A 13307-nucleotide genomic window follows, 5' to 3' on the forward strand; every position below is an offset into this window, starting at 1 on the left:
CGGTCGTCCGCTCGCTCGACCTGCTCGGCGTCACCGACGTGTTCGGTCTGCCGGGCGGAGCGATCATGCCCGTCTACGACCCGCTCATGGACGACGAGCACGTGCGCCACATCCTCGTCCGTCACGAGCAGGGCGCCGGCCACGCCGCCGAGGGGTACGCCGCCGCATCCGGCAAGGTCGGCGTCGCGATCGCGACGTCGGGCCCCGGCGCGACGAACCTGGTAACCGCGATCGCCGACGCCTACATGGACTCGGTGCCGCTCGTGTGCATCACCGGACAGGTCTTCTCGACGCTCATGGGCACGGACGCCTTCCAAGAGGCCGACATCGTGGGCATCACCATGCCGATCACCAAGCACTCCTTCCTGGTGAAGACGGCCGACGAGATCCCCGGCGCGATCGCGGCCGCGTTCGAGATCGCGTCGACCGGTCGCCCCGGCCCCGTCCTCGTCGACATCACCAAGGACGCGCAGCAGGCCGAGGCCCCCTTCATCTGGCCGCCCAAGGTCGACCTGCCCGGATACCGCCCGGTCACCAAGGCCCATGGCAAGCAGATCCAGGCCGCGGCCCACCTGCTGGCCACCGCTAAGAAGCCGGTGCTCTACGTCGGCGGCGGAACCATCCGCGCTAACGCCGCGGCCGAGCTCAAGGTGTTCGCCGAGGCGACGGGCGCCCCGCTGGTCACGACCCTCATGGCGCGCGGGGCCTTCCCCGACTCGCACGATCAGCACCTGGGCATGCCCGGTATGCACGGCACCGTGCCCGCCGTGCTCGCGCTGCAGGAGAGCGACCTGATCGTCTCGCTCGGCGCGCGGTTCGACGACCGCGTCACCGGCAAGGCGGCCCTGTTCGCCCCGAACGCGCAGGTCGTGCACGTCGACATCGACCCCGCCGAGATCTCGAAGATCCGCACCGCCGACGTTCCCATCGTGGGCGACCTCAAAGAGGTCCTCGTCGATCTGGATGCCGCTTTCCGCGCCGCTGACGCCGAGCACCCCCACGACTACACCGAGTGGTGGACCCACCTGAACGGCCTCCGCGAGGAGTTCCCGCTCGGTTACACCCCGACCTCGGACGGCCTGCTGTCGCCGCAGCACGTCATCCAGCGCATCGGCGAGATCACCGGCCCCGAGGGCGTCTTCGCCTCGGGCGTGGGTCAGCACCAGATGTGGGCCGCGCAGTTCATCAAGTACGAGCGTCCCAACGCCTGGCTCAACTCCGGCGGCGCCGGCACCATGGGCTACGCGGTGCCCGCAGCCATGGGCGCCAAGGTGGCCCAGCCCGAGCGCGCCGTGTGGGCGATCGACGGCGACGGCTGCTTCCAGATGACAAACCAGGAGCTCGCGACCTGCGTCATCAACGACATCCCGATCAAGGTCGCGATCATCAACAACTCCTCGCTCGGCATGGTGCGCCAGTGGCAGACCCTGTTCTTCGAGGGGCGTCACTCCAACACCGACCTCAACACGGGGCACGGCACGCGTCGCATCCCCGACTTCGTCAAGCTCGCCGAGGCCTACGGATGCCTCGCGATCCGCGTCGAGAAAGAGGACGAGATCGACGCCGCGATCCAGCTCGCGCTGGACACCAACGACCGGCCGGTCGTCATCGACTTCGTCGTGAGCGCCGACGCCATGGTGTGGCCGATGGTGCCGCAGGGCGTCAGCAACAGCTACGTCCAGTACGCGCGCGATCACTCGCCCGCCTTCGCCGAGCAGGAGGACTGAGATGTCCCGCCACGTTTTGAGCCTCCTCGTCGAGGACAAGCCGGGTCTGCTCACCCGCGTCGCGGGTCTGTTCGCCCGCCGCGGCTTCAACATCGAGTCGCTCGCCGTCGGTGTGACCGAAGTGCCCGGCCTGTCGCGCATCACGGTCGTCGTCGACGTCGAGGGTCTTCCTCTCGAGCAGGTGACGAAGCAGCTGAACAAGCTCATCAACGTCATCAAGATCGTCGAGCTCGACCCCGCCAGCTCGGTGCAGCGCGAGCACGTGCTCGTCAAGGTGCGCGCCGACAACGCCAGCCGCTCCAACGTGCTCGAGGTGGTCAACCTCTTCCGCGCGTCGGTGGTGGACTACGCCCCCGACGCCGTCGTGATCGAGATCACCGGCGACAAGGGCAAGGTGGACGCGTTCCTCAAGGCGATCGAGCCCTTCGGCGTCAAGGAGCTCGCGCAGTCGGGCCTGCTCGCCGTGGGCCGCGGCGGCAAGAGCATCACCGAGCGCGTTCTGCGCGGCTGAACCTCCCGTGCGGTCGAGTGTCCAAGACTCGCCGCACGGACCCCACGCCTCACGGCGTGTCTTGGACCCTCAACTTCCTGACAGACCACTCACAAGGAGAAACATCCCCATGGCAGAGATCTTCTACGACGACGACGCCGACCTCTCGATCATCCAGGGCAAGAAGGTCGCGATCGTCGGCTACGGCTCGCAGGGTCACGCCCACGCGCAGAACCTGCGCGATTCGGGTGTCGAGGTCGTCATCGCCCTCAAGGACGGCTCCAAGTCCACCGCCAAGGCGCAGGAGGACGGCTTCGAGGTCAAGAACGTCGCCGACGCCGCCGAGTGGGCCGACGTGATCATGATCCTCGCGCCCGACCAGCACCAGCGTTCGATCTTCGCCGACTCGATCAAGGACAAGCTCACCGCGGGCAAGACCCTCGCCTTCGCGCACGGCTTCAACATCCGCTTCGGCTACATCGACGCTCCCGAGGGTGTCGACGTCATCCTGGTCGCCCCCAAGGCCCCCGGTCACACCGTCCGTCGCGAGTACGTCGCCGGTCGTGGCATCCCGGACATCATCGCCGTCGAGCGCGACGCCTCGGGCTCGGCCTGGGACACCGCGCTGTCCTACGCCAAGGCCATCGGCGGCACCCGCGCCGGCGTCATCAAGACGACCTTCACCGAAGAGACCGAGACCGACTTGTTCGGCGAGCAGGCCGTGCTGTGCGGTGGCATGAGCCACCTCGTGCAGGCGGGCTTCGAGACCCTGACCGAGGCGGGCTACCAGCCCCAGATCGCCTACTTCGAGGTGCTCCACGAGCTCAAGCTCATCGTCGACCTGATGTGGGAGGGCGGCATCGCCAAGCAGCGCTGGTCGATCTCGGACACCGCCGAGTACGGCGACTACGTCTCGGGCCCCCGCGTCATCTCGCCCGATGTCAAGGAGAACATGAAGGCTGTTCTCGCCGACATCCAGTCGGGTGCCTTCGCCGAGCGCTTCATCGCCGACCAGGACAACGGCGCCACCGAGTTCCTCGAGCTCCGCGAGAAGGAGCAGGGTCACCCCATCGAGGCGACCGGTCGCGAGCTGCGCGGCCTGTTCGCGTGGAAGCAGCAGGACGCCGACTACGTCGAGGGTTCCGCCGCGCGCTGATCCGCGTCGATCGAACGCCCCGTGGCTCCGGCCGCGGGGCGTTCGTCGTGTGCGCGGAGTCCTCTCGGTCCCGGATGCCGCGCACCCCGCCGCGCGGCGGGGCGCGGCCGAGCAGCGGGGGAGCGGCGCTACCGTGGTCGGGTGAGCACTCCGCGCGATGACGACGCCCTCTCGTGGGGCGGTGACGACGACCCCACCCTCGACGTCGGCGAGAAGCGGGCGTACGGCCGCGCCGATGGACCGGCCGTGCCGGGTCGGACGGCTGAGCCGGTGCAGCCGGAACCCCTGCAGCCGGATACGCCGGAGCCCCTGCAGCCCGTCGCCACGTCCGCCGCGGCGTCGGCGGAGCGGCATCCTGAGCCGTCCATCCCGGCCGAGCGGCATCCTGAGCCGTCCGCCCCGGCGGGGCGCGACGAGCCCGGGACCGAGTCGGACGCGGATGCCGCGCACTCGGCCCCGCTCGGCAACGTCGGCCTGGTCGGCATCGGCATGGTGGCCGCGACCTTCGTGCTCTTCGCGGTCGGCTGGCTGATCGCGGGACTGCAACTGCGAGGCCTGGGCCTGCCGATCCCCGACGTCACCCTGGTGTCACTGACCATCGCCGCCGCGCTCGCACCGATGGTGTGGTTCGTCGCGGTCCTGGCCCTCACCCGGTCGTGGCGCACCTGGCAGCGCTTTTTGCTGCTCATCCTCGGCATCGTGCTGCTCGTGCCGTGGCCGTTCCTGTCGTTGGGAGTGTTCGCATGACCGCAGAGGCGAAGGATGCCGTCGCCCGCCGCCGGCTGCCCACGTGGCTGGTCGTGACGATCGCCGGGCTGTTCGGCCTGTTCTACGCCTACGTGGTGTGGAGCGCGGTCGCGCTGCTGATCCAGCAGGTCAACGGTCCGCTCGGCCTGAACGGGCTGGGGTGGTTCGTCTACATCCTGCCCATCGTCTTCCCGCTGATCGCCTTCGGCATCGCGTTCGCGATCGGCGCCCGCCGCGCGGCCGGGCAGTTCGCGATCGTGCTGTTGGCAGGGCTCACGCTGTCGGCGGCGTTCTGGCTCGCGATCGTGGGCTACGGCACGACCTCGTACGGCCTGTACGGCGGTTGACGGCGGGGGAGTGGCATCCGGGACCGATCCGCGAATCCCGGGCGACCGGTGCGTCGCGTCACACGGTCGGAAGGCTCCGCGACGCCGCGCTAGGCTGACACACGGCCCGCACGGGCCGCGCGCCCGGCTCGCGCCGGCGGTGTGCGACGGTGCGCGCCGGTCCCCAGCACCGTTTCGAAGGACGCATCCGTGACGAAGCCCGTCGTGCTCATCGCCGAAGAACTCTCTCCCGCCACGATCGACGCGCTCGGCCCCGATTTCGACGTGCGCAACGTCGACGGGACCGACCGCCCCGCGCTGCTCTCGGCCCTGGCCGACGCGCACGCGGTGCTCGTGCGCTCGGCCACCCAGATCGACGCCGAGGCCCTCGCCGCGGCCCCGTCGCTCAAGGTGGTCGCCCGCGCCGGCGTCGGCCTCGACAACGTCGACATCAAGGCGGCCACCGCGGCCGGCGTCATGGTCGTCAACGCGCCGACGTCCAACATCATCTCGGCCGCCGAGCTGACGGTCGGGCACGTGCTGAGCCTCGCGCGCCGCATCCCCGCCGCGCACGCCTCGCTCGCCCAGGGACTGTGGAAGCGCAGCTCGTTCACCGGCACCGAGCTGTTCGAGAAGACCATCGGCATCATCGGCCTGGGCCGCATCGGCGCCCTCATCGCCGCGCGCCTGCAGGGCTTCGACATGCGCGTCATCGCGTACGACCCCTACGTCACCGCCGCGCGCGCCCAGCAGCTGGGCGTGCAGCTCGTCTCGCTCGACGAACTGCTCGACCAGAGCGACTTCGTCACGATCCACATGCCGAAGACCCCCGAGACCACCGGCATGATCGGCGCCGAGCAGCTGCGCCGCATGAAGAAGAGCGCGTACGTCATCAACGTCGCGCGCGGCGGGCTCATCGACGAAGAGGCGCTGTTCGACGCGCTCACGTCGGGCGAGATCGCCGGAGCGGGCCTCGACGTGTTCTCGACCGAGCCCCCCGCCGAGGGCGGTCCGGTCCGCAAGCTGCTCGACCTGCCGAACGTCGTCGTCACGCCGCACCTGGGCGCCAGCACCGAAGAGGCGCAGGAGAAGGCGGGCGTCTCGGTCGCGCGCTCGGTCAAGCTCGCGCTCGAGGGCGACCTGGTCCCGGATGCCGTGAACGTCGCGGGCGGTGCGATCGACCCCTTCGTGCGCCCGGGCATCGCTCTCGTCGAGATGCTGGGTCAGTTCTTCAGCGGTCTCGCCGACAGCGCGCTGACGAGCCTCGACATCGAGGTGCGCGGCGAGCTCGCGCAGTACGACGTCAGCGTCTACCGCCTGGCGGCGCTCAAGGGCTATTTCAGCCGCATCGTCAGCGAGACGGTGTCCTATGTCAACGCGCCGCTGTTCGCCGAGCAGCGCGGCGTCGAGGCCCGACTGGTCGTCGAGGCCGAGAGCCCGCTGTACCGCAACATCACGATCCTGCGCGGCACCCTGGCCGACGGCTCGACCCTCGAGGTCGCGGGCACGCTCGCGGGCACGCGCATGGTGCCCAAGGTCGTGTCCATCAACGGCTACGAGATCGAGGTGCCCATCGAGCAGCACCACGTCGTCATGCGCTACGCCGACCGCCCCGGCATCGTCGCCATCTACGGTCAGAAGCTCGGCGACGCCGGCATCAACATCGCGGGTCTGCAGGTCGCGGCGCAGGATGCCACGGGCCGCGCCCTGTCGGTGCTCACGGTCGACTCGCCGGTGCCGGACGAGATCCTCGACGCGATGCGCGAGTCCGTCGGTGCCGACCTGTTCCGGCAGATCGAGATCGTCGAGGGCTGAGGCCGGATGTCGTGAGGGGGGTCGCTTCGGCGGCCCCCCTTCGTCGTCCTCACCGGGGCCGCGACCGCGCCTTCTCCGCACCTCATCCGGTGGACGGCTGACGCCCCCGCGGGAGGGTGGTCGTGAAAACCGACCGCTGAACAGATGAACGTCTGCGACCCGCGCGGGCGATCTGCCACGGCGTGGTCGAGACTGCGGAGATGACAGCGACCGGCATCATGTTCCTGCTTCTCGGCGGGTTGTTCCTTGCCCTCGGGGTCAGCGACGTCATCGCCACCCATTGGTGGGGTTGGCTCGGACTCGGCGGCGGGCTGCTGGTCCTTCTGGGCGGGATCAGAACCGCGCGTCGCAGACCATGACGGCCGCCGAGGGCTTCAGGTGGTCGCGGCGACGACGGCGGCGATCAGACGGTCGAGCGCCGCGCCCTCGAGCGAGGGACCGGGGACCGCGTTCAGGTCGAGCACCGCGTTGAAGTACAGGCCGTCGCTGACGAGCAGCACCATCTGCAGCGCCGTCTCGTCCCGCGTGTGAGGGCGCAGGCTCTCTTCCCACAGTTCGCGCACGCGGCGGAGCGAGCTGGATGCCGCGTCATTGCCGTTCTGCGCGAGGCGCGACACCGCGAGGATCGTGACGTCCAGGGGTGAGCCGGTGTTCTGCGAGGACCGCAGGTGCGCGGCGACGACGCCCTCGTCGGCGCTCTCGATCTCGGCGACGTCCTCGCGCGCCAGTTCTTCGAGTCGGCGCACGAGAGCCTCTTCGAGGGCGCTCTTGGACCCGAAGTGGTAGAGCAGCCCGCCCTTGGACACCCCGGCCGCGCGGGCGGTGGCATCCATCGTCGCTGCACGTTCGCCGTCGTCAACGAGGATGCGCGTGAACGCGTCGAGCACGGCTTCGCGGGCGAGAGGGGGGCGACTCATGACTCCTCGATCGTACTGGCGGCCGGACGTCCGCCTCTGATACTATACCGGCTGGACGGTTTAGAAACGGAAACGGTACATGCTCACCTCGTCGTTGCCCACCTCGGATATCGCCGTGACCCGCGCCGGGTGGCGCGGCTGGTTCGCGCTGGCGGTGCTCATGCTGCCCGTGCTGCTGGTCTCGGTCGACAACACGGTGCTGAGCTTCGCCCTGCCCGAGATCGCCCTGTCGCTCCAGCCCACGAGCATCGAGCAGCTGTGGATCATTGACGTGTACCCGCTCGTCCTGGCGGGTCTGCTCGTGACGATGGGAACGCTCGGTGACCGCTTCGGTCGCCGTCGCCTGCTGCTCATCGGCGCGACCGGCTTCGCCGCCGTGTCGGCGCTGTCGGCGTTCGCACCCACCGCGGCCCTGCTGATCGCGGGCCGCGCGCTCATGGGTGTCTTCGGCGCCATGCTCATGCCCTCGACCCTGTCGCTGCTGCGCAGCATCTTCCGCGATCGCGATCAGCGGCGCTTCGCGATCGCGATCTGGGCGTCGGGCTTCTCGGCGGGCGCCGCCCTCGGCCCGATCGTCGGCGGCTTCCTGCTCGAGCACTTCTCGTGGGGGTCGGTCTTCCTCATGGCCGTCCCGGTACTCGTGCCGCTGCTGATCCTCGCGCCGTTCTTCGTACCCGAGAGCCGCGACCCGAACCCGGGCCGATTCGACCCCGTCAGCGTGCTGCTGTCCCTCGCGACCATGGTGCCGATCGTCTATGGCATCAAGAAGCTCGCCGTCGACGGTCCGCTCTCGCTGGCACCGGTCCTCTTCGTCGTCGGTGTCGTGTTCGGCTGGCTCTTCGTCCGCCGCCAGCGGGCGCTGTCCACCCCCATGCTCGACATGACGCTGTTCGGCCGGGGCACCTTCTCGGGCGCCATCCTGGTCAACCTGTTGAGCGTCGTGGGGCTGGTCGGCTTCCTGTACTTCGTCGCGCAGCACCTGCAGCTCGTCGTCGGCCTCTCGCCGATGGTCGCGGGCTTCGCCCTGCTGCCCGGCCTGGTGCTGATGATCGTCTCGGGTCTGGCGGTCGTCCCCGTGGCCAAGCGTTTCGCGCCGCGCGTCGTGGTGCCCATCGCGCTGTCCTTCTCGGTCGTGGCGTACGTGCTCGTCGCCTTCTCGACGGCCGACCTCGTGCAGCTGATCGTGGCATTCGGCCTGCTCGGCATCGGCATCGGCGCGGCCGAGACGGTGTCGAACGAGCTCATCCTCTCGAGTGCCCCGTCGGCGAAGGCCGGAGCGGCCAGCGCGGTGTCCGAGACGGCCTACGAGCTGGGCGCCGTCCTGGGCACGGCCGTGCTCGGCGGCATCCTCGCGGCCTTCTATCGCGCGCAGCTGGTGCTGCCGGCGGGGCTGCCGGATGCCGCCGCCCAGGCTGCCCGTGAGACCCTCGCCGGAGCCGTCGCGGTGTCGCAGACCCTCGACGACCCCGCCCTGGGCGAGGCCCTACGCCTCGCGGCCGCGCACGCGTTCGACTCGGGTGTCGTGATCACCGCGCTCATCGGCTCAGGACTGATCGTCGTGGCCGGGGTGATCGCTGCCACTACCCTGGGATCATCCCGCGGCGCGTCGACGAAGTGACGCGCCCCGAGCTCTGAGGAGAGCGATGTCGCGTGTCGTGAAACTGGCCGTCATCCCCGGTGACGGCATCGGTCCCGAAGTCGTCGCCGAGGCCGTCAAGGTGCTCGACGCCGTCACCGCCTCCTCCGACGTGACGTTCGAGAAGACGCCCTTCTCGCTCGGTGCGGGACGGTACCTCGAGACCGGCGACACCCTCACCGACGACGACCTCGCCGCGATCGCCGAGCACGACGCGATCCTGCTCGGAGCGGTCGGGGGAGTGCCCGGCGACCCGCGCCTCAAGGACGCCAACATCGAGCGCGGCCTGTTGCTCAAGCTGCGTTTCGAGCTCGACCACTACGTCAATTTGCGCCCCTCGAAGCTCTACCCCGGCGCCACGGGCCCCCTCGCCGACCCGGGCGAGATCGACTTCGTCGTGGTCCGAGAGGGCACCGAGGGCCCCTACGTCGGCAACGGCGGCTCCATTCGGCGCGGCACCGCGCACGAGGTCGCCAACGAGACCTCGGTCAACACCGCCTACGGCGTCGAGCGGGTCGTCCGCTACGCCTTCGCCCTCGCCGGGCGCCGACGGCAGAAGCTGACGCTCGTGCACAAGACGAACGTGCTCGTCCACGCGGGCGGGATGTACAAGCGGATCGTGGATGCCGTGGCATCCGAGTTCCCCGAGGTCGCCGTAGACTACCTGCACGTCGACGCGGCAACCATCTTCCTGGTCACGAACCCGGGCCGCTTCGACGTGATCGTCACCGACAACCTCTTCGGCGACATCCTGACCGACCTGGCCGGCGCCGTCACCGGTGGCATCGGTCTCGCCGCTTCGGGCAACATCAACCCCGACGGCGCGTTCCCCTCGATGTTCGAGCCCGTGCACGGATCGGCGCCCGACATCGCGGGAAGCCAGAAGGCCGACCCCACGGCCGCGATCCTCTCCGTCGCCCTGCTGCTCGACCACCTCGGGCTCACCGACGAATCCGCCCGCGTCACCCGCGCGGTCGAGGACGACATCGCGAACCGCGACGGCCAGCGCACCACCGCGCAGATCGGCGACGCGATCGCCGCGCGCGTCCAGGCGTAACCTGGACCGATCGGCCCGCATCGCCCCCGGCACACGAACAGTTTTGGATCACAGATGACCACGATCGACACCGACCCCGACACCGGACTCGACCCGCTCGAGTTCTCGGTCACCCGCAACCTCGCCGCCAAGAACGCGGCCGAGCGCGACGCCATCCTCGCCAGCCCCGGCTTCGGGCAGAACTTCACCGACCACATGGTCGACATCTGCTGGTCGGTCCGCGGCGGCTGGCACCGTCCGCGCGTCTCGCCGTACGGTCCCATCTCGCTCGACCCCGCCGCGGCGGTCCTGCACTACGGGCAGGAGATCTTCGAGGGCATCAAGGCCTACCGCCACGCCGACGGGTCGGTGCACACGTTCCGCCCCGACCAGAACGGGCGTCGCCTGCAGCGCTCCGCGCGGCGCCTCGCGCTGCCCGAACTGCCCGTGCCGTACTTCCTGCAGTCGCTGCGCGAGCTCATCGCCGTCGACGGCGCGTGGGTTCCCTCGGGCGACGACCAGAGCCTGTACCTGCGGCCCTTCATGTTCGCGAAAGAGGCGTTCCTCGGGGTCCGCCCCGCGCACAAGGTGGCCTACTATCTCATCGCGAGCCCCGCGGGCGCCTACTTCAAGGGCGGCGTGACGCCGGTGTCGATCTGGCTCAGCGAGGACTACTCGCGCGCCGGCAAGGGCGGCACGGGCGCGGCCAAGACCGGCGGAAATTACGCCGCCAGCCTGCTGCCCCAGTCCGAGGCGTACGAGAACGAGTGCGACCAGGTCGTCTTCCTCGACCAGGACCGCAACGTCGAGGAGCTCGGCGGCATGAACGTCGTCTTCGTGTACAAGGACGGCACGATCGTCACCCCGCAGTCTGACTCGATCCTCGAGGGCATCACCCGCGACTCGCTGCTGCAGCTGGCCCGCGACCGGGGGCACCACGTCGAGGGTCGCAACGTCTCGCTGGACGAGTGGCGCCAGGGCGTGGCATCCGGAGACATCGTCGAGGTGTTCGCGTGCGGCACCGCCGCCGTCGTCACCCCGATCGGCACGCTCAAGGGCCGTGACTTCATCGACGAGCAGCCCAGCGGCACCCTCGCGCTCGAGCTGCGCCAGGAGCTCACCGACATCCAGTACGGCCGCGCCGAGGACAAGCACGGCTGGCTGTACCGCCTCGACGCCTGACCCGAGGCGGTTCACGACAGGGGCTCCCGGATGCCGGGGGCCCCTTCGTCGTTTGCGTCCTAGCCGCGCGACGTCGTCGAGGGGCCGGGCCCGCGCGATGTCCGACCCCGCGGCTAGGCTGGCCGGGTGAAGATCGCTCGGTTCAGCCACCAGGACGCCCTCCGCTACGGCATCGTCGACGACGACCACCTCGTCGTGCTCGAAGGCGACCCCATGTTCGCCGGGTTCGGCACCACGGGCGAGCGCATCCCGCTCGCCGAGGTCGCGTTGCTGGCTCCTGTCATCCCGCGCTCCAAGGTCGTCTGCATCGGCAAGAACTACCGCGACCACGCTGCCGAGATGGGCGGCGAGGCGCCCGCCGAGCCGCTGATGTTCCTCAAGCCCAACACCTCGGTGATCGGCCCGAACGATGCGATCGTGCGCCCCACGCGGCTCAGCGAGCAGACCGACTACGAGGGCGAGCTCGCCGTCGTCATCGGGCGCATCGCCAAGAACGTCCCGGCCGAGCGCGCGGGCGAGTACATCTTCGGGTACACCGTCGCCAACGACGTCACCGCGCGCGATCTGCAGCGCAGCGACGGCCAGTGGTCGCGTGCGAAGGGCTTCGACACGTTCTGCCCGGTCGGGCCCGTCATCGAGACCGACCTCGACCTCGGTTCCGCCCGCATCGTCACGCGGGTCAACGGAGAAGTTCGTCAGGACGGACCCGTCTCCGACATGGTCCACGACATCCCGGCCCTCATCGCGTACGCGAGCGCCGTGTTCACCCTGCTGCCAGGCGACCTCATCCTCACCGGCACGCCCGCCGGCATCGGCTCCTTCGGCGCCGGCGACGTCGTCGAGGTCGAGATCGACGGTATCGGGGTGCTGCGCAACACCGCGCGCGATGCCTGACGCCGCCGCGCCGACGGGCGTCGACCTCGTCGCCACCCAGCGCCGCACCGTGGGCGTGCTGGCGGCGGGTCAGGTGCTCACCGGCGTCGCTTTCGGCGCGACGCTGTCGCTGGGCGCCCTGCTCGCCGCCGACCTCTCTGGGCAAGAGGCGCTGTCCGGCTTCGCAACCGCCTCCGTCACGCTGGGCGCGGCCCTCACCGCGATCCCGCTGGCACGCGTGGCCGGTCGACGCGGTCGACGCTTCGCGCTCACGACGGGAAATCTCGCCGCCCTCGCCGGCATCGTCGTCGTCATCGCGGCCGCGGCGACCCGCGCGTTCCCGATGCTGCTCGTGGGCATCGCCCTGATCGGCGCCGGCAACGCCGGCACGCTGCAGTCGCGATTCGCCGCCACCGACCTGGCACCCACCGCGCGACGCGGCCGCGATCTGGCGACGGTCGTCTGGGCCACGACCGTCGGGGGAGTGATCGGGCCTCTGCTGCTGGCCCCGGGCGAACTCCTGGGCGCCGCGATCGGCATGCCGCGTCTGACGGGCGCGTACATGTTCTCGTTCGCCGCGCAGGCGTGCGCCTTCGCCCTGTACGTCCTCGTGCTGCGTCCCGACCCCCTGCTGCTCGCCCAGCGACTCGATCGCGAGCACGCGGCATCCGCTCCGGTCTCGCCCTCGGCGGATCGCCCCGCGCTCGCGCGCTTCGCCATGCTCGCCGTGGCCGCGTCGCACGTGACCATGGCCTCGGTGATGGCGATGACGCCCGTGCACCTCTCGCACATCGTGGCCCGGGATGCCGTCACCCTCGCCGTCGGCGTCACGATCGCACTGCACGTCTTCGGCATGTACGGTCTGTCGCCCGTCTTCGGGCTACTCGCGGATCGATGGGGGCGTGTCCCCGTCATCGTGCTCGGACAGGTGCTTCTCGCGGCGTCGTTGGCCGTCGCGGCGGCGTTCGCGGACGCGCAGGCCGGCGTGCTCGTGGCGCTGGTGCTGCTGGGCCTCGGGTGGAGCGCGGCGACGGTCGCCGGATCGGCGCTGCTGACCGAGGCGACACCCCTCGCCGCGCGTCCGCGCCGTCAGGGACGCAGCGACACGCTGATGACCGCGTGCGCCGCAGCCGGCTCGGTGCTCGCCGGGATCATCCTCGGGCTCTCGGGGTACGCGGGCCTCGCGCTGTGGGCGCTCGTCCCGGTCGCGGTGGTCTGTCTCGGCGCGGCGGTGGTCGCCCGTTCGTCCGTGCCGCTCGCCCGCGTCTGAGGGGCGGGGTCGGGCCCGTCCCGCCCACGTCTCGTGCTCTACACACCGGCCACGTGCAGGGGACGTGGGGCGTGAGCGGGCACAACGGCGGGGCGAAGTCGCGACACGCCGTGCGGAGGCCCGTTCAGGCGG

13 protein-coding genes are annotated in these 13307 nt (G+C 70.3%); 12 read left to right on the forward strand and 1 reads right to left on the reverse strand.

Annotated features, from left to right (window positions below):
- The 7 genes from DBR36_RS10210 to DBR36_RS17725 all read left to right on the forward strand — a co-directional run.
- A partial coding sequence (locus DBR36_RS10210; protein ID WP_258222705.1) for an acetolactate synthase large subunit occupies positions 1 to 1727 on the forward strand: 1727 nt, incomplete at its 5' end.
- Position 1728: 1 nt separating this feature from the next.
- On the forward strand, positions 1729 to 2238 hold the full coding sequence (ilvN, locus tag DBR36_RS10215; protein WP_108319077.1) for an acetolactate synthase small subunit: 510 nt from the start codon (positions 1729 to 1731) through the stop codon (positions 2236 to 2238).
- A 109-nt stretch (positions 2239 to 2347) separates the two neighbouring features.
- Positions 2348 to 3373, forward strand: a complete 1026-nt coding sequence (gene ilvC / locus DBR36_RS10220; RefSeq protein WP_108319079.1) for a ketol-acid reductoisomerase — start codon at positions 2348 to 2350, stop codon at positions 3371 to 3373.
- A 141-nt stretch (positions 3374 to 3514) separates the two neighbouring features.
- Positions 3515 to 4120, forward strand: a complete 606-nt coding sequence (locus DBR36_RS10225; protein ID WP_108319081.1) for a DNA polymerase III subunit gamma/tau — start codon at positions 3515 to 3517, stop codon at positions 4118 to 4120.
- A complete protein-coding gene (locus DBR36_RS10230; protein ID WP_108319083.1) occupies positions 4117 to 4467 on the forward strand; it encodes a bacitracin resistance protein in 351 nt (116 codons plus the stop codon). The genes DBR36_RS10225 and DBR36_RS10230 overlap by 4 nt, the downstream gene beginning before the upstream one ends.
- Positions 4468 to 4656: 189 nt before the next feature.
- Positions 4657 to 6261, forward strand: coding sequence for a phosphoglycerate dehydrogenase (gene serA, locus DBR36_RS10235; protein ID WP_108319085.1), 1605 nt, complete (start codon positions 4657 to 4659; stop codon positions 6259 to 6261).
- A 200-nt stretch (positions 6262 to 6461) separates the two neighbouring features.
- Complete coding sequence (locus DBR36_RS17725; protein ID WP_181373554.1) at positions 6462 to 6620, forward strand: hypothetical protein; 159 nt, start codon at positions 6462 to 6464, stop codon at positions 6618 to 6620.
- 15 nt (positions 6621 to 6635) lie between these two features.
- Here the strand turns inward: DBR36_RS17725 and DBR36_RS10240 are convergent, their stop codons facing one another.
- Positions 6636 to 7178, reverse strand: a complete 543-nt coding sequence (locus DBR36_RS10240) for a TetR/AcrR family transcriptional regulator (protein WP_108319087.1) — start codon at positions 7176 to 7178, stop codon at positions 6636 to 6638.
- A gap of 79 nt (positions 7179 to 7257) precedes the next feature.
- On the opposite strand from DBR36_RS10240, the gene DBR36_RS10245 reads away from it, so the two are divergent.
- The 5 genes from DBR36_RS10245 to DBR36_RS10265 all read left to right on the forward strand — a co-directional run bounded on the left by DBR36_RS10245 (position 7258) and on the right by DBR36_RS10265 (position 13175).
- Positions 7258 to 8796, forward strand: a complete 1539-nt coding sequence (locus DBR36_RS10245; RefSeq protein ID WP_108319089.1) for an MFS transporter — start codon at positions 7258 to 7260, stop codon at positions 8794 to 8796.
- A gap of 25 nt (positions 8797 to 8821) precedes the next feature.
- Entirely contained in the window at positions 8822 to 9871 is a 1050-nt protein-coding gene (locus DBR36_RS10250) for a 3-isopropylmalate dehydrogenase (protein WP_108319091.1), read from the forward strand.
- 54 nt (positions 9872 to 9925) lie between these two features.
- Positions 9926 to 11032: a branched-chain amino acid aminotransferase gene (locus DBR36_RS10255; protein WP_108319093.1), complete on the forward strand. Its 1107-nt coding sequence runs from the start codon at positions 9926 to 9928 to the stop codon at positions 11030 to 11032.
- Between the two features lie 126 nt (positions 11033 to 11158).
- Positions 11159 to 11926: a fumarylacetoacetate hydrolase family protein gene (locus DBR36_RS10260; protein ID WP_108319095.1), complete on the forward strand. Its 768-nt coding sequence runs from the start codon at positions 11159 to 11161 to the stop codon at positions 11924 to 11926.
- A complete protein-coding gene (locus DBR36_RS10265) occupies positions 11919 to 13175 on the forward strand; it encodes an MFS transporter (protein ID WP_108319097.1) in 1257 nt (418 codons plus the stop codon). The genes DBR36_RS10260 and DBR36_RS10265 overlap by 8 nt, the downstream gene beginning before the upstream one ends.
- Positions 13176 to 13307 lie beyond the last annotated feature (132 nt).

The sequence above is a fragment of the Microbacterium sp. HMWF026 genome (assembly GCF_003061325.1).
Taxonomy (GTDB): domain Bacteria; phylum Actinomycetota; class Actinomycetes; order Actinomycetales; family Microbacteriaceae; genus Microbacterium; species Microbacterium testaceum_E.